Source organism: Oceaniferula marina (assembly GCF_013391475.1).
In the GTDB taxonomy this organism is placed as follows: domain Bacteria; phylum Verrucomicrobiota; class Verrucomicrobiia; order Verrucomicrobiales; family Akkermansiaceae; genus Oceaniferula; species Oceaniferula marina.
In genome coordinates, this window is sequence record NZ_JACBAZ010000004.1 from 196,700 (window position 1) to 214,123 (window position 17,424).

Here is a 17,424-nt window from a genome sequence, read left to right on the forward strand (position 1 = left end):
ACACCAAGCGCCCACTCAACGTGCCAGACGACAAAGTCAAAACCATCGAAATCGATGAAGTCCTCCCTGCTGATGGCGGGGAGGGCATGAAGTCGGCTCGACACCATACCGGAAAAGGATCCGGCAAAAAACCCCGCTCCGGGGGCACGAATGGCCCCGATTCCGGCCCCTCAGGCATGCCGACCGAAGGGCCGGATGCCCCCTTCCCCGACCTGCGCTCCAGCCTCGGATGGAAAGCCCGGGTCACCCTGGCACTCACCCAGGGCTTCCTCTTTCTGCGAAGCAAAAGCTGGGGCAAGTGGGTGATTGCGCCGGCGATCTTCCTTCTTATCCTGATCGCCATTCCTGTGGCCATATTCGGAATGCTCATTCTCATCATCACTTCCATTCTCCGCCCGCAACCACGGAGATAGCAACCTCGATCGAGGATAGATGCTCAACGGTCAAGTTCGGTCTTTCAACATTGACGCATCATCGGGCAACGTGTATTCACCGAATAGGTATGTTCTTATGATAGAACAACAGGCTCGGCCATTTTTGAAAACAGTCGCATTATGAAAAATCAAATTTTTACTCTGCTTCTCTGTAGTTGCAGCTATTCACATGCCGCAACAACGACCATTGACAACCTTGATGCTCTGACTGCCACCCACACCATCACATCAAAAGGAACCATAGCCAACAGTGTATTCACCGATACAAGCGTCAACGATGGAGATGCGAATGTGGATGACAATGCTGACATCACGCTTGCCTGGGAGATGACCCTCTTGAAAACAACCCCGTCACCTACAGGCACCCGTCGCAGCATCGTCGACCTGGGAGGAGGAACCAATGGGCTGTCAGTAACGTGGTATAATGGAACCATCTTCGCCCAAGTCCAACAAAGCCCGTCACAAGTAGGAGGATCAGGATTGGGCGACACGGGAGCTCTTTCCTATGCGGTCACCTCTGGAGATCTAAATATAGAACGCTCTTGGGTTATCTCGCTTGATGTCGATGGCGCCTCCTCAACCATGAACATGTTCGTTGATGGAACCTTGATTGGTAGCGTATCCGGGGTCCCTGTCACAGACTGGGCCGGTGGTGACAGTGGCGGTTTTTTTGCCCGGTCAGGCTCCGTTTTGGTTGAGGATTTTAACAGTGGCTCTGGAGCGATCGGCCCTATCGACGCCGAAGCCTCGGCAAACCTAACATCAGGGTTCCGCCTTTATGAAGACACCTTCGTCACCATACCTGAACCCACTTCAGTGAGCTTACTTACTCTCGGAGTCTTCGCTCTCATCGCCCGTCGCAAAAAATAAACGGGAACGTTCGGTGTTTCCATATAGTCAAACACAGGGAAATCAACGGAGCTTCTCTCCTTCATCTTGAGTTCAAAACCCCTCCTGCTCGGTCCGGCGGATGATTTCATCCTGCAACTCTGGAGTGAGGTTGAGAAAATAATCGGAATAGCCGGCGACACGAACAATCAGATCGCGATGCTTTTCCGGGTTTTCAAGTGCATCCAGCAAGGTCTTACGCGTCACCACATTGAATTGGATATGGTGGGCATCCTTGGAGAAATACCCCCGAACAAGATCGACAAAGTGGTTTAAGCCGGCATCCGATGCCAACAGTTGAGGTGACAACTTCTGATTGAGCAGCGTGCCTCCGGTTTTGATATGGTCGAATTTCGCTGCTGAGTTCAGTGCAGCCGTTGGCCCCTTGCGGTCCGCTCCCTGCACCGGGGAGATCCCCTCGCTCACCGTTTCACCGTTCTTTTTGCCGTCAGGCAATGCTCCGGTCACCTTGCCAAAATAAACGTGGCAGGTCGTTGGCAACATATCAACACGGTGCTCTCCCCCCCGAGCGTTCGGGCGCCCGTCCACAGCTGACCAAAACGACTCAAAGATCCGCGATGTCAGTGCATCCGCACGGTCGTCGTCATTGCCGTATTTCGGGGTCTTCTCCATGACTTGCTCATACAGAGCCTCGTGTCCCGAAAAATCATCCCGCAGGGCTTCCAACATCTCTTCCCAGGAACAATGCTGGCTTTGATAGATGTTATGCCAGATCGAGCTCAATCCATCCGTTACCGTTCCCAACCCAACTCCCTGGATATAGGTTGAATTGTATCGAGCCCCACCATGATGGTAATCCCGCCCGGTCTCAATACAGTCGTCTATCAACAATGACAGGAATGGCACCGGCATGTAGCGTGAGATAATCGACTCAATCAGGTTATTGCCCCGGATTTTGATATCGACAAAATGACGGACCTGCTGCTCGAAGGCGGCATAAAAATCCTCAAAGGATCCGAATGCCTGAACCTCACCCGTTTGAGGTCCCAGTTGTTGCCCGGTCCTTGGGTCGACACCGTTGTTTAAGGTAATCTCCAGAACTTTGGGCAAATTAAAATAACCACTCAAAAAATAGGCCTCACGGCCAAAGGCTCCGGCCTCGACACACCCAGAGCATCCGCCTCGTCGGGCATCCTCAAGCGATTTCCCCTGGCGTAACAACTCTTGCACCACGGCATCCGTGTTGAAGATCGATGGTTGGCCAAATCCGGTTTTAACGATGCGCCCGGTGCGTTTCAGCAATCGGTCAGGGTTCTTTTTCGAGACCTGCACCATCGAACTCGGTTGTAGCAATCGCATTTCCTCAATCACATCCAAAATGAGGTAGGTCAATTCATTGGTCGCATCCGTGCCGTCTGGCTTGACCCCACCCAAATTGATTAACGCAAAATCCGTGTAGGTTCCACTCTCCTGAGCGGTCACCCCCACTTTCGGAGGTGCCGGATGATTGTGAAACTTCACCCAGAATGCCTGCAGCAACTCACGTGCCTGCTCTTCATCCAAGGATCCCTTTTCTATTTCCTCATGGTAAAACGGCCAAAGGTGCTGGTCGAGCCGTCCGGGGTTAAAGGCATCCCAAGGATTGAGCTCGGTGATAACCCCAATATGCACAAACCAGTAGTACTGAAGGGCCTCGCGGAACGTCTCCGGAGCACTGGCGGGAACCTTGCGGCAAACCGCAGCCATCGCGGCGAGCTCCTCCGAGCGTTGGGGGTCCCCGGCCTCAGCCGCCATGCGGTCCAACATTTCAGCATACCGCTGGGCGTAAGAAATCAGAGCATCCGCACACATGTCCATGGCCCGTAGCTCCTCCCGCTTGTCATAAGCCATCGGGTCCGTGGCAAAATCAAGAGCTCCGATCGACGCTCTGATCTCGAGCTTCAGATCCAGGAATCCTTTCTCATAAATCACTTCGCCCAGCACCGTGTGCCCCGGAGTCCGTTGCTCTTGGAACTCGGTGAAGACTCCAGCAGCGTAACAAGCATGCCACTCGTCAGGCAACTCACGCATCATGCGTTCGCGCTGGGACTGGCCATGCCAAAAAGGTTCAATCTTCTGAAGATGCTCTTCTTTCGCATCCTCACTGACCCGGTAGGGAATCTTTTCCCGACTATCCAAGACCGACAGATCCTCTTCGGTATGCACGCAAATCTCTGGATAGGTAGGCACCGCAGCCGGTTTCGGCCCACGTTCCCCGACAATCAACTCTCCGTCACCGACATACAGTGCCTTTTCCTCAAATAGCCCCTTAAACACCATCGCCCGCTGCATCGGCACCGAGGCCCTGCGGTATTCCGGAGCCTGAGCCACTTCGGTGACAATCCTTGCTCGTTCCATGTCGATGCTCGGCACCGCAGCTAAGGTCTCCTCCCGTAATTGTTGAATGCGTGAGTTCATCTTTAATCCAATCTATTCCATTTCCATGGGCATCAATGCCCGATATGCGGTTCAAATCCCGCTTCGGCAATCTGCCGGCGAATACGTTCAAGTTGTTCCGGCGAGTGAGGCTCCACACCTCCCATCCGGTAATCCAATCCCAGATTACGATACTTGCCCTCACCTATCCGGTGATAAGGCAAAAGTGAGATTCTACGAAATCGCGTACTCTGCAAAAATGTCAGAGTCGTCTCGAGGGTCACTGGGTCATCATTGACCCCCGGGATCAAGGGAAGCCGAATCCAAACCTCGACTTCGAGGTCATTCAACCGTTTCAAGTTTTCCAAGATCCGCTTGTTCCCCACCCCGGTCCAAAGCGCGTGGGACTCATCATCAATCGACTTAATGTCGTAAAGAATCAAATCCGCCCACTGAGCTACCATTTCCACTGCCGTCTGGCTGGCATGGCCACTGGTGTCCACCGCCGTATGTAATTCCCGGCGACGGCACTCACGTAAAAAAGCCTCAACAAATCCTGCCTGCATCAAAGGCTCCCCTCCGGAGACGGTGACCCCACCGCCGGAACGATCATAGTAGGCCACGTCCTTTTCCACTTCTTTGACCATCTCGGCAACCGTCATCTGCTGCAAGACATCCTCATCCTCATCCGATGCGCACGCATCCTCCTCCTCGTTCGCCCCACAGAGGGCAAAGGCTTCCGGGTTGTGGCACCAGGCACAACGCAAAGGGCAATGGGTAAAAAAGACCGTCGTCCGAATCCCGGGCCCATCATGCGTCGAAAAGCGCTTGATATCAAATATCTGCCCCGGGGCGTCATCAGATGATGCGCCTACTTCGCTTGGCAAAGCTGCAATCGGCATGGCTGCAGCTATTTCGCCACTCCTCCGAAAATTGTCAAGGGCCCCACCGCCCCCAATTGGCAGAATCCCAAGTCATCACTTCGGAATTCCGGACTCTTCGCTCTTGCCCCTGCCCCGTAGCGCGTTTATGTATCCCGCCCAGCTTATGAATAACTCCTTTTCCGAAATCGCCGAGGCCCTGCACGCCAACGACTCATTCATCCTACTCAGCCACGTCCGCCCGGACGGGGACGCCATCGGCTCGCAACTGGCTCTGGGCTACTGCCTCGAAGCTCTGGGGAAAACCGTCCACTACATCAACGAAGACGGACTTCCCGACAGCCTCTCCTTTTTACCCGGTAGTGAGAAACTGCTCACCCCTCCCGATGAAGCCCTTGACGTCCAGGTCTGCATCGCTCTCGATTGCGCCAACCGCCCTCGACTCGGAGACAAAGCCCTGCACGCGGCATCCAAAGCCTCCCTCTGGATCAACATCGACCACCACATCTCCAATCCGAAATATGGTGATCTGAATCACATCGACGACAGCTCACCCGCAACCGGCCAGATCCTCTACAACCTGATCACTTCACAAGATCTCCCCCTCCCGGATGAAACCCGCGACGCCATCTACGTCGCCGTTTCCACCGATACCGGATCGTTCCAGTATTCCAACACCACCGCAGCAACCTACGAAATGGCTGCCGACCTGGTTCGCCGGGGAGTCGACGTTGGAAAAATCAATGCCCTAACCTACGACAACCACCCGTATCGCCGCATTGAGCTATTGCGCTCGCTCCTCAACACTCTGGAGCGCAGCCCCGATGGTCAAGTCGCCGACTGGCAACTGCCAACCAGCGTCAAACGGGAACTGGGACTCAAACCCGAAGACAGTGAAGACCTCATCGACCATATCCGCGGCATTCAAGGCGTCATCGTCGCTGCCTTTTTCGAAGAGCTCTACGATGGAACCATCCGCGTCTCCCTGCGCTGCAAAGATGACAGCGTAAACTGCTGTGAAGTGGCCCAACAGTTCGGAGGTGGCGGACACGCTCGAGCAGCCGGCATCCGGATCGCAGATACCACCATGGCGAACGCCCGCACTGACGTGCTTGAAGCTGTGCATCAAGCACTTGAGTGTTGAGTTTTCATTGTTGAATGTTGAATTCTCATCCAACCACCACCTACAAATGCATATCGCGGATAGATCCTTCAATTTTGCAGCACGTATCATCAAACTCTGCAAAACCCTCGATCAATCTCCAGGAATAAACAGAACACTTGCCAACCAGCTCTTACGGGCAGGAACATCCATTGGAGCCAATATCGCTGAAGCCCAAGCAGCGCAAAGCAAACGCGATTTCATAGCCAAGATGTCCATAGCCAGCAAGGAAGCACGTGAAACACATTACTGGCTCAGACTCCTCGCAGTAACTCAGATCATTCCAGAAACAAAACTCACGGCCATTCAACAGGAATCCAACGAATTAGTCTCCATCATTACCGCCATCGTCAAAACATCCAGCAGCAAGGAGGCGTAACCTGGACCAACTACCAGAATCTCTACATTCCAACCATTTCCTTCCACATGCACTCAACACTCAATACTCAACACTCAACACTCAATGCTCCTTGCGGCGTTCTTTTGATCGATAAAGAACCGGATATGACCTCGCACGATGCCGTGGCCATCTGCCGGCGCCAGCTGAAGTTTAAAAAAATCGGCCACTGTGGCACCCTCGACCCCATGGCCACCGGACTCCTGATGCTCGTGATTGGCAAAGCTACCAAAATCCAAGACCTGCTGATGGCTGAAGACAAGGAATACATCGGAACCCTCAAACTCGGAGCCACCACCAACTCCCAGGACAAGGACGGTGAAATCGAGGAAGAAAAAGAAGTCCCCGCATTCACAGACGAGCAAATTGACCTCGCATTCAACGAATACGTCGGTAAGTTTGAGCAAATCCCCCCGATGGTATCCGCCATCAAAAAAGACGGCGTGCCACTCTACAAACTGGCACGCAAAGGCAAGGTCGTGAAACGAGACCCCCGCCCCGTCTATGTCACCGACTACTCAATCGATCGGATCGCCCTCCCCGAAGTCGACTTTACAGTCCAATGTTCCAAAGGGTTTTACGTCCGCACCTACGCCCACGACATCGGCCAGGATCTCAACTGCGGCGCCCACCTGACAGCGCTACGCCGCACCCGCTCGGGAAAATTCACCCTCGACCGAGCCATGACTGCAGCCGAACTCAAAACGGCCAGTGCCGAAGAAATCCAGAAAGCCATGATCTCTCTCGCCGAAATCTCCCTCATGCGAGGAGCCTGACCCGCCTGCGGCGGAATGATGAATAAAGCATGCCAAATGTAGAATGACCAAGGTTGATATCACCAACAGGACTTTTGAGTTTTCATTACGTATCGTGAAACTCTGTCAGATTTTGGTCGCATCCGTTGGCACGAACAGAGCCATTGCACATCAAATCCTACGCTCAGGAACATCCATTGGAACCAACGTTGAAGAAGCCCAGGCAGCACAGAGCAAAGCTGATTTCAGCTCAAAAATGTTCATCGCTTGCAAGGAAGCCCGCGAAAGCCTTTATTGGCTTCGCATTCTCATAGCATCTGAAAGGATACCCGCATCTCAGCTTAAGCCGCTTAAATCAGAAGCGAACGAACTCCTCTCCATCCTCACAACCATTACCAAGAATTCACGTGCATAGCATTCACTATTCACTATTCTCAATTCACTATTCTCATGGACTATTCATCCCTCATCAACAAACGTCGCGAACGCTTCGCCGAAGTCGAAGAACTCATCGCCGACCCCAATTTGTTCTCCGACCAGAAAAAGGCCACGGAAATCATGCGCGAGCACCGACGCCTGAAGCAACTGCTCGAAATGTGGGACACCCTCGAAACAGCCAAACGTAACCTCGAGGAGAATATCGAACTCGCTAAGGAAGAGGATGCTGAAATTGCCGAGATGGCACAGATGGAAATCCCGGAACTGGAAAGCACCATCGAACAACTTTCCCAAGATGTGCAGTATGCGCTGCTCCCCCGTGATGCAGCCGAGGATCGCGACGCTCTGCTCGAAATCCGTGGTGGCGCTGGTGGAGACGAGGCCGCCATTTTTGCGGGCCAGGTCATGCGCATGTACCAACGCTACGCCGAACAGCGTGGATGGAAATACGAAGTCATCGAAGCCATGCCATCCGAAGCCGGAGGCTTCTCCAAGTCCGTCATGAAAATCACCGGGGAAGAGGTGTTCCGCTTCTTAAAATATGAATCCGGTGTCCATCGCGTGCAGCGCGTCCCCGCCACCGAAACCCAAGGCCGCATTCACACCTCCACCTGCACCGTCGCCGTGATGCCCGAAGCCGAAGATGTCGATATCCAACTCAAAATGGAAGAACTCGAAATCAAAGCCACCCGCTCGGGAGGCCCCGGGGGGCAGCACGTCAACACCACCGACTCAGCCGTCCAGATCACCCACCTGCCAACCGGCATCTACGTCAAGTGCCAGGATGGACGCTCGCAAACGCAGAACAAAGAAAAGGCACTCGAAATCATCCGGGCCAAACTCTTCGAGGCAAAACAACGCGAACAGGCCGAGCAATACTCCGCCCAGCGCCGCTCCCTGATCGGCTCCGGAGATCGGTCTGAAAAAATTCGCACCTACAACTTCCCTCAGAGCCGAATCACCGACCACCGGATCGGCTTCACCACACACAATATGGACGGGGTATTCGATGGCTCGCTTTTCGAACTCACCGATGCGCTACAAAAAGAAGAAATGGCGCAACGCCTCGAAGATGCAGGCATGGCCTAAGCAAAAAATCGACTCAACAGACTGACGTGATCGCCTGAGATCATGTCCGGCAAACAAGCCCACCCGACTTCTGACGGGTGGGCTTGTTTGTGTTGATTCGCAGCCACCAAGCAAGCGGACCAACTCATCCTCAAGGCCATACACCTTCGGCCACGGCGGAGGGCAGCAGGATATGCGCAGTCTAGAGCGTTACTCGCAGAGTAAAAAAAAGCCATCTTAGATAGTTTGACATCCATGAAATCAAACGCTCGTCCGAAACAACAGGATAGGTATTGATTTTACTCAAACTAACACCCAAACCTAACCATGTTACACGAACCAGCTGCAAAAGCAGAAAAGGATAATGCTTCCGAATGGAAAGCGAAATTGGGCATTAAGCTCTTTTGGTTTTATTGCCTCACCTACTCGGCTTTTGTCGGGACCGCGGTATTTGCGACCGAATCGCTCAACAAGCCCCTGATTGCCGGAACCAACCGAGCCATTGTCTTCGGTATCGCCCTCATTCTCTTCGCGGTCATCCTTGGACTTATTTACAATTACCTTTGCACCAAGAAGGAAGATGAAATGAACAAGAAAGGAGGCGCTGAATAATGAACTATATAGCCAATCCTATTGCGATTACTATTTTCCTCGCATTTGTCGGTTTTGTTCTCGGGCTATCCTTTTACTTTGCCCGCAAGGCGAAATCTGCAGAAGGTTATTTTGCAGCCGGCGGAACCGTTCACTGGTTTGTCAATGGTATCGCCTTCGCTGGTGACTACCTCTCCGCGGCATCATTCCTCGGCATTTGCGGTCTTATCTCCACAATGGGTTACGATGGATTTTTATATTCCATTGGTTATCTCGCTGGCTGGATTGTAGCCCTGTTTGTCGTGGCTGAGCCAATGAAGCGGCTCGGCAAGTATACGTTTACCGATGCCCTGGATGTCAAATTCAACTCCAAAGGGATTCAGCTCATGGCGGCCATCAGCACCCTGGCGGTTTCCGTTTTTTACCTGATTCCACAGATGGTTGGCGCCGGAGTTCTTGTAACGCCGCTACTTGGACTACCTCACTGGGCGGGGGTCATTATGGTCGGGGTGATCGTCATTGCCATTGTGGCAACAGCCGGTATGACCTCCACCACCTATGTGCAGTTCCTTAAAGGAGGTCTGTTGATTATTTTTTCAACCGTTTTGTCCGTGATGGTGCTGAACAAAGGACTCTCTACCGATGTCCGTGAAGAAACATTCGTTCCTCAAAACCTGGTTACAGCGGACGCCATTGCTGGCAAAACCGAGGGATACACATTCCTTGACAAAGTAGAGGATGAAAAATCCAAACTCACCTTTGTCCTATTGGAACAAGACGGAGTTTCCGGGTGGTGGATCCAAAAAGGTGACGTCCTCGAAGAAGCCCAATCGAAAACCCAAACCACTGACGGAAAGATCCTCTATAACGGAGCACCTAAAGAAGATAATAAGTTCAAGCCCGTCGGCTACGTCTCCAAACTGGTGGACGAAAATGGAAAGGAAATCAAAGAAACCGGCAGTGTCGGAATCTTTTCATATTTCGCAGCCATTGACCGCTCTGAAGTCGTTCGTTACCCCAAAAGTAAAGTGGCCAAATTTGAGCACAAAGGAAACAAAGTGTCGGTCTATTGTCCGGTCATCACCTCCGGTAAAGATCTCCTGATTCCGGGGCAGAAGTTTAAAATCAAGAAGCCTGTCGGAAAGCTCAACTTCATCTCTTTGATGTTGGCTCTATTTTGTGGAACGGCGGCATTGCCACACATCCTGATTCGCTACTACACAGTGCCCTCACAGCGCTGCGCACGCAAATCAACCATCGTGGCCATTGCCTCCATCGGATTCTTCTACATCCTCACATTGTTCATGGGCTTCGGAGCCATGACCCTTGGAGTCATGGACCTTGAAAGTGGTAACATGTCAGCTCCCCTATTGGCGAAAGCCTTTGGTATCGTTCTGTTCTCCATTATTTCGGCCATTGCCTTTGCCACCGTGTTGGGAACCGTATCCGGACTGATTGTCGCTGCGTCAGGAGCTGTCGCTCACGACTTGCTTGATCGCTACGCCAACGTCAAAATGACAGGAGATCAAAAGGTGAGGGCCGGTAAAATCACAGCGGTTGTCGTTGGCATTATCGCCATCGCCCTGGGCATCGCCTTCAAGGGCATGAACGTCGCGTTCCTCGTTGGATGGGCGTTTGCCGTAGCAGCATCTGCCAACTTGCCGTCCATCATCATGCTTCTCTTCTGGAAGAAAACCACGGCCAAAGGCATCGCCTGGTCGATTGCAGTGGGTATGGCATCAGCCTTAGGCATCATTCTCACCTCCGAGAGTATGTTCGTTCAATACGGCATGGAGAAAACAGACGCCCTTCACACCTTAAACAACCCGGGGATCATTTCCATCCCACTTGGTTTCCTGGTTCTCGTTGTTGTTTCCTTGATGACTCAAAAAGACAACGAAGGTCTCGAGGACGTCAACGACATCTAACCCAAAATTCAAGCTGACTGAGGGAAACTTCAGTCAGCTTTTTTACAAGCAAACACCTAATCGACAGACAACTGAATTATGAATAAGAAAGCAAACATGATGGCCGTCATTGCGATGACATCGACATTGAGCGCACTCGCTGGCGAGGACCAGCAGGCGGAAACTCCCATGGTAGCGGAACCCACATCATGGATCGATTCGATCAACAGCAAAGGATACGGCACATTCTCAGGGCGGGTTCAGCTCCTTAGTATGTATCGTGACTATGAAACAACCCACGGTCATAACACGACATTGGGTGCGATGCTTGGATATGTTTCACCTACGTGGCAGGGGTTTTCCCTCGGAGCAACCTATAACTATGCAGGCACCTTGTTTGATGGAGGAAATACCAACCTCTTGGCAAACGACGATATTCATTTGTTAAATGAGGCTTGGATTGGCTATCAGGCAGGAGCACTTGGCCTTGAAGAAACATCCCTGATTGTAGGTCGACAGATTGTAAATGGTGAAGTCTTCAGAAAAGATGACTTCCGCCAAAAAGCACGAGGCGTGGAAGCTGCGCAATTGATCGTGAAAGAGGTGGAAAACCTTACATTCTCAGCAGGTCATGCAATCAGAATGAGTAACTGGATTGCCCTGGATGATCGCTGGGATTACAACGATTTCGGTGATGTCTTTAATACAGGTTACGACACAGACGGTATCACATGGGGAGAAGTAAGCTACACAGGGTTAAAAGACTGGAGTATCAGCCTTTATGACGGATATGCTTGGGATGTAGCCAACTTATTCGGAACACGTATTCAATATGATGTATGTGATGAAGTATCCTTGATTGGCTACTACCGTAACGAAACGAATGTCGGTGATGCCGATTCACGTCACAGTGACGCATGGGGTCTTTCCATTCAGCAACAACTCGACAATGTAAAACTTGAGGGTGGTTACTTTGGGGTTCATGGAAATAACATGCTGTTTAACGAAGTCACTACCGGTTTCAACCATGCTCTCGGGGCATCCATGATGATCTTCGGAAAACAATACAATGGAGGCGCCGATACAGCTTACCTGAAGGCAACAACCAAAATGAATAATACCGTGCTCTACGGTCTTTATAACTATACGTGGCAGGATCATGAGCGGTTCCCATTTAATGCTCAAGAACTGAATGTCGTGGTGAAGCAAATCATCACCGACGACTTCGCCGTTTGTTTGAAAGCTGGAGTGGCTCACTGTGACGGTAAAAAAGGAACAGACGACCTGACAGCAACAGACACTCGCTTGTTTGTAACGTACACATTCTAGATCATAGCGAATACGCTACTTAAAAACCATCAACCTCGGCGGGAAACTCTCGCCGAGGTTTTTTTATGGCGCGGCCACTCCCAGGAAATCATAGCTAAGCTCGGTCTGGAAAACGGATATGCGTGACAGCACGGACTGAAGGTTTTCTTTTTCAATGTCCGTGAGTTTATCGAGATCCAACTCATCGCTGTTAACGACCAGCTCGGCATTGGTTTCGATCTGATTATAGAATCGTAATTTCCAAAGGTAATCGAAAACATAGACCATTTCGCGGAAGTTGTCTTTTTGGATCACTTCCAATTCATACAGTTGGGTCAAGCGGTCAATGGTGCCGGGTTCGACAATGTGATGCTTGACTGCATAAATCCGGGCAAATGTTTCCAGCGGGCGAATACATTCTTTTAAGTTAATCGTTTTATGACCACCTCGTTTTGCCGCACGGATTCGACCGAGCAGGTTAAGCGGGGCTTTATACCCCAGGCAGTTCTTTGCGTAGTGGAGAAAAAACCCTTGGTTGGCTTGAGTAAGCTCTTTGATGTGCTCACGAAGTTCATGGATAAGCGATTCGTCTCCATAGGCACAATGCACATCTAAAAACACATTGATTTCCAATATCGATTCCGGAGATGCGTTACCTATCCAATCCGTAAAATGCTGCTTCCATTCAGACAGAGACAAACACCACTTCGGGTTGGCAGCCATGATTCCACCGGGACAGTATGGATACCCGCCTTGTTTGAGTTTTGCACAAATATCATCCGCCAGAGTTAAAAATTGGAGCCTTGTTTGGGAAAGGAAGCGATCGGGGACATCGGCAAAAACAAGCGCGTTATCCTGATCCGAAAACATGGTCATTTCATGTCGCGCGTTACTTCCAAGTGAAAGAAAAGCAAAGGGCTGAGGCTCTCCTCCAAGTTCTTCCAAAGAAAGAACAATGAACCTCTTGATAGCGGCATCATAAGCCTCACCCACTGTTTGCCTGAGAGTCTTTGGGTGCACGCCCTGGTCACTCATGGATTTCACCACCTTCGGCATGTTTTTTAGCGACTGGAGAACCTGGGCAGAGGATTTGGAATCCATGATTTGCTTTTTGATTTCATCCTGGTTTTCCCCTTTGCCGTGGTAAAATGCCATCAGCGTGTCTTGCGCCCCACGTGTGATTCTTCCAAATGAGATAATATGACCATTTTTCTCAGGAAAGAAAATCCGTGAGGTTGAAATACTTACATCAACCACCTCTCCTGATTTTGTAAAAATCTGGGCCTCAAATTCCGCAGACTTGGCCGTATGCTGATAGATTTGTTGCAGGTGATGTTTTACTGGGGCGTTAATTTCGGAATTCGGATCAAGTAAATCCCATAGTGGCATGCGGGCAAGCTCACCTTCATCATAACCCGTGAGCCGACTGAGCGTGTGGTTTGAGTAAATCGTTTCCCCTTCTACTTCGAGCACATAGCCTTCATTGGAGCCTTCCACAAGAGCCCGATAACGATCTTTAGCTTCCCTGAGCCCAATTTCCGCGTGTTTTCGATCCAGCTCTATCCTTCTACTTTGGAAAATAATGTTCCCCATCAAACCGAGAAGGATAGCCGCGATCACGCCGTCAGCGATCAAGAGGTTTCTGGATAATTTGCTGATCTCCGCTTCAATATCATGAATATAAACGCCTGTTCCCACGACCCAACCCCATTCAGGGACGCCAGTCACGTAAGATAGTTTAGGCTCTGCGCGGGATGCATCATCCATCCACTGCCATTGATACTCCAGATACCCCTCGTTGTTTTCTTTAACGAGGTCAACAAATTCAACAAACAGCTTTTTTCCACTTTTATCCTCAGTGTCCTTATGATTTGTTAGATCCTTGCCGACAAGTTCAGGGCGGTATGGATGCATCACCATCTTCGGGTGCATGTCGGTGATCCAAAAGTAGTCTTTTCGGTCCACCCCATAGCGCAGTTCGGCCACCTCCTTGGCAGCTTGAGTTTGCGCATCTTCTCGCGACATTTCACCCCCTTCCTCTTGCTCAATGTAGAACTCGATCACACTGCTTGCAGTTGAGGTGAGCTCTTTGATCATTTGCTTTTTTTGATTCATCATATTGTTTCTGAAAACAGGCACAATGATGGTGAATGCTGAGGACGCAAAAAGAATCCCGGCAATAGCGGTTGGCCAGACGATACGCCAGTAGAAACGGGCAGAGAGTTTTCGATTATTCTTAGCTTCGTGACGATAGGCCTTCCCCTTGAAATACTCTGATAACTCAGACTCACTCAATATTTTTTCAGGCTGATCTGGCTCGTTACTCTCGTGATACTTCTCAGTAAACGTTCCGCGCTCAAAATCTTCTTGAAGAGGGATGATGCCATCGTAGTCGTCTTTTACATGCCGTTCAAAAACCGCTTTGATTTGCTCCCGTGTGTATTTCCCTTCAAATGCCTTGTAAGCATCATCCAGCGCCTCTGCACAATGACGGTATTTCCTGTGATTATACGGGTTAAATTTGCTGTCCCCACCCGATTGAAGAAAGAGACCGAAACTTTCGGCATCAAAATATCCATCAATCCATTTATGGATGTCCAAAGCTCGAATGCCATCAAGCTTTTCCGTCCGATCTGCATGGCTTGAGATTTTCATTGGCTTCCATGATATAGCGCAGCTATGCGCGGTTCAATCCCATTTCCAAAGATATCGCACCCCATGTTCGGTTCTTTTTTCACAACTCAGGAGTGCCTGATACGGGCTAAAATCAAAATGCGCGCACCATCCAGCATTTCATGCATGAAGTCTCCCGTAAAAGTGAGATGAAGGGGTTGACAGTCTGCAGTGCCATACCTAAGCCGCGCTTGCCCCACTCCGTCCAAGCCCTCAAATAAGACTAACAAAGTATATCACATCAACCAATCAATCAATATGTCTACAGAAGCAAGTACCCAAGGTAACCCAGCCGTTGTCGGACTGGCCGGATTCGGAATCAGCACCCTCGTATTACAATTTCACAACGTCGGCTGGTGTGGCATTGGCCCTGTATTTGCGCTGGCTATCATTTTTGGTGGTCTTGCCCAACTCATTGCCGGCTTTCAAGAGTTCAAGTGTGGCAATAATTTTGGTTACTGTGCCTTTGTCTCATACGGTGCGTTTTGGTTAACCTTCGGGACCATTTTGATATGCAATAAACTCGGCTTTTACCAATCCAGCCACACCGACGTAGGCTGGTTTCTTATTGGCTACACCATTCTTAGCATCATCCTCTGGGTTCCGGCGATGCGCATTCATGGAATGATGGCAACCACCTTCACCCTCGTTGTCATCGGCTTCATCCTTCTCGACCTTGCTCACTTCGGCTACCCCCAACTCACCAAAGTTGCCGGTTACGAACTGATGCTCTGTGCTCTCTGCGCTCTCTACATGATGGCCAGCGCCATTTACAATCAGGTCTTTGGCCGTGAGGTTCTTCCTCTGGGAGCGCCATGGATTAAGGACAAGCGCAACGCTCCCGACCTCTCGAGCGACAACCTTCCTGAGGCCGCTTAAGCTTCGGCTTCATCACCCTGTTCTGTCAGGCTGACCGTCGTTTTTCTCCGTCTCCATGATCAACTCATGGTAAGAGAAAAAAGGCGGTCAGCTTTTCTTTTTATCATCCCCCCTAGTTACCAAGGTTCGCGGTGGGTCTGCAGCCACACTGCAGGGGCACTTCATTCTCCGCTGGCTGACTCTTGCTCGATCAATTCCAAAAATCCGACCAGAATGCGGAACACCTCCGGCTCCAAGCCCCGGTCCGGATCACCTTGCCCACAGGATCTCAACCACTTGGCCAAAACCCGCCTCTGATCACCCGGCAACTGCTGAACCCTTCCGCCCCCCAGCTCTTCGTTTTCAAATAGCTTCGACTTGCTTCGCAAGGCGTGCGCTCTCGTCTGAATCCGGGCATAGGCATCCAACAAGCGATCCAGCAACACCCAGGCAAAGTTCTCATTTTTCGGTGGGCCAAGCTCCAGCTTTCTCCCCTCACCGGTCTTCAAACGAACGCCGCCGCGGACATCCACCTTCAAGTCAGGTAGGGCATTTCCTTTGAAAAAAGCAGCCACGCCACCACCCAATGCACCGATGAGCGCTCCTGCCCCATGACTGAGAAATGCCGTGCCAGCATCCACGGCAGCACCCGCAGCAGCACCCGTGGCAGCACCCGCCATCGTCAACTGGGTGCGGGAAAGCCCCCATTTCGACCACGTTTCCTCAGCTTCCAAATCCAATGCCTCCACTCCCAGGTCCTTCCAGTCCACTTCGAGTAAATGATGACGATAAATCTCCAACAACCTGTCCATCCCCCGGGTCACGACCCGCCCAAGGTTCCGGTAGTAGACCTCCCCCATATCCCTCTGAATTTTTTGTCGGCGGTGCTCCACATCAATATCCCGTTCTCCCAAGACCCGGGACTCCCTCAGCATCATCGCCTTTTCCAGCACCCCGACCACAACTTCGGCACTTTCCTCCCTGCGAAGTTGCCATTCATCATCCAGGCAACGAATCGTCGTCTCGATCATACCCGCATGAGTCTCGTCAATTTCCAACAACGAGCGCAGCAGCCTCCGGCGTTGCTCGAAACGAGCCTGGTGAGCATTGAACGTTCGAACCAAATTAAAATAACTCCCAAGCCGGTCCTTCCATGTTTGCAGATAGCGGTCCTCATCCGACTTCGCATTCAAAAGTGCCATGCGCCGCCTGCCGGTCCAGCGCAAGATCTCCATTTCTGCGACAAACTCATCCCGCAGAGGTTTGCTCGGGTCAATGATATACAACAACCCGGCGCCATCGACCAACGGGCGAAGTAGCTGGCATTCATCCTCGAAGGAACCACTTCCCTCAAAGGCATCGAGAAAAGTTCGAATCGATTCCAACCCCGGCGTTCCATCACCATGGAGGTCCTGAATTTCATGCATGGCGTCGATCGGTCGCTGAAACCCAGGGGTATCGACAAAACGAATCCGCTCCTCACCATCGAACACCAAAGGTAGCTCCTGACAATGGGTGGTCTCCCCCGGAGTATTACTCACCCGGATCATTCGGTCATCATCCACCTCCAGCAAGGTCGCTAGAACCGCAGACTTCCCTGTGTTCACTTTTCCCACCACCGCAAACACCGGCACCTCCTTTGTTTCATCATCAGCCATATGCAATCTAATCTATCAAATCCATTTCAT

15 protein-coding genes are annotated in these 17,424 nt (G+C 51.3%); 11 read left to right on the top strand and 4 right to left on the bottom strand.

What is annotated here, in order from left to right; genetic code table 11:
- Positions 1-20 precede the first annotated feature (20 nt).
- Both HW115_RS11095 and HW115_RS11100 read left to right on the top strand, forming a co-directional pair.
- Positions 21-413, top strand: coding sequence for a hypothetical protein (locus tag HW115_RS11095; RefSeq protein ID WP_178932869.1), 393 nt, complete (start codon positions 21-23; stop codon positions 411-413).
- A 141-nt stretch (positions 414-554) separates the two neighbouring features.
- Positions 555-1,304 carry a PEP-CTERM sorting domain-containing protein gene (locus HW115_RS11100; RefSeq protein ID WP_178932871.1) on the top strand — a complete coding sequence of 250 codons (750 nt, stop codon included), beginning with the start codon at positions 555-557 and terminating at the stop codon, positions 1,302-1,304.
- Positions 1,305-1,376: 72 nt separating this feature from the next.
- Here the strand turns inward: HW115_RS11100 and hypD are convergent, their stop codons facing one another.
- Both hypD and HW115_RS11110 read right to left on the bottom strand, forming a co-directional pair.
- Positions 1,377-3,740: a trans-4-hydroxy-L-proline dehydratase gene (gene hypD, locus HW115_RS11105; protein ID WP_178932873.1), complete on the bottom strand. Its 2,364-nt coding sequence runs from the start codon at positions 3,738-3,740 to the stop codon at positions 1,377-1,379.
- A 32-nt stretch (positions 3,741-3,772) separates the two neighbouring features.
- The gene (locus tag HW115_RS11110; protein ID WP_178932875.1) at positions 3,773-4,600 is read right to left on the bottom strand and encodes a glycyl-radical enzyme activating protein; all 828 of its coding nucleotides are present in this window, start codon (positions 4,598-4,600) and stop codon (positions 3,773-3,775) included.
- A 145-nt stretch (positions 4,601-4,745) separates the two neighbouring features.
- Between HW115_RS11110 and HW115_RS11115 the strand changes: the two genes are divergently transcribed.
- The 8 genes from HW115_RS11115 (at position 4,746) to HW115_RS11150 (ending at position 12,226) form a co-directional block, all read left to right on the top strand.
- Positions 4,746-5,723, top strand: coding sequence for a DHH family phosphoesterase (locus HW115_RS11115; protein WP_178932877.1), 978 nt, complete (start codon positions 4,746-4,748; stop codon positions 5,721-5,723).
- A 46-nt stretch (positions 5,724-5,769) separates the two neighbouring features.
- A complete protein-coding gene (locus HW115_RS11120; protein ID WP_178933366.1) occupies positions 5,770-6,120 on the top strand; it encodes a four helix bundle protein in 351 nt (116 codons plus the stop codon).
- Between the two features lie 47 nt (positions 6,121-6,167).
- Positions 6,168-6,914 carry a tRNA pseudouridine(55) synthase TruB gene (truB, locus tag HW115_RS11125; protein ID WP_178932879.1) on the top strand — a complete coding sequence of 249 codons (747 nt, stop codon included), beginning with the start codon at positions 6,168-6,170 and terminating at the stop codon, positions 6,912-6,914.
- A gap of 43 nt (positions 6,915-6,957) precedes the next feature.
- Positions 6,958-7,308: a four helix bundle protein gene (locus HW115_RS11130; protein ID WP_178932881.1), complete on the top strand. Its 351-nt coding sequence runs from the start codon at positions 6,958-6,960 to the stop codon at positions 7,306-7,308.
- 35 nt (positions 7,309-7,343) lie between these two features.
- Complete coding sequence (gene prfA, locus HW115_RS11135) at positions 7,344-8,420, top strand: peptide chain release factor 1 (protein ID WP_178932883.1); 1,077 nt, start codon at positions 7,344-7,346, stop codon at positions 8,418-8,420.
- Between the two features lie 306 nt (positions 8,421-8,726).
- Positions 8,727-9,011 (top strand): DUF485 domain-containing protein, encoded by a 285-nt coding sequence (locus tag HW115_RS11140; RefSeq protein WP_178932885.1) that lies wholly within the window; start codon positions 8,727-8,729, stop codon positions 9,009-9,011.
- The gene (locus HW115_RS11145) at positions 9,011-10,918 is read left to right on the top strand and encodes a solute symporter family protein (RefSeq protein WP_178932887.1); all 1,908 of its coding nucleotides are present in this window, start codon (positions 9,011-9,013) and stop codon (positions 10,916-10,918) included. Before HW115_RS11140 ends, HW115_RS11145 begins: the two co-directional genes overlap by 1 nt.
- Positions 10,919-10,996: 78 nt before the next feature.
- Positions 10,997-12,226 carry an OprD family outer membrane porin gene (locus HW115_RS11150; RefSeq protein WP_178932889.1) on the top strand — a complete coding sequence of 410 codons (1,230 nt, stop codon included), beginning with the start codon at positions 10,997-10,999 and terminating at the stop codon, positions 12,224-12,226.
- Positions 12,227-12,289: 63 nt separating this feature from the next.
- On the opposite strand, the gene HW115_RS11155 is transcribed toward HW115_RS11150, so the two are convergent.
- On the bottom strand, positions 12,290-14,860 hold the full coding sequence (locus tag HW115_RS11155) for a DUF294 nucleotidyltransferase-like domain-containing protein (protein WP_178932891.1): 2,571 nt from the start codon (positions 14,858-14,860) through the stop codon (positions 12,290-12,292).
- Between the two features lie 276 nt (positions 14,861-15,136).
- On the opposite strand from HW115_RS11155, the gene HW115_RS11160 reads away from it, so the two are divergent.
- Positions 15,137-15,757, top strand: coding sequence for an acetate uptake transporter (locus tag HW115_RS11160; RefSeq protein ID WP_178932893.1), 621 nt, complete (start codon positions 15,137-15,139; stop codon positions 15,755-15,757).
- A gap of 161 nt (positions 15,758-15,918) precedes the next feature.
- Here the strand turns inward: HW115_RS11160 and HW115_RS11165 are convergent, their stop codons facing one another.
- The gene (locus HW115_RS11165) at positions 15,919-17,394 is read right to left on the bottom strand and encodes a DUF3482 domain-containing protein (RefSeq protein ID WP_178932895.1); all 1,476 of its coding nucleotides are present in this window, start codon (positions 17,392-17,394) and stop codon (positions 15,919-15,921) included.
- Between the last annotated feature and the right edge of the window lie 30 nt (positions 17,395-17,424).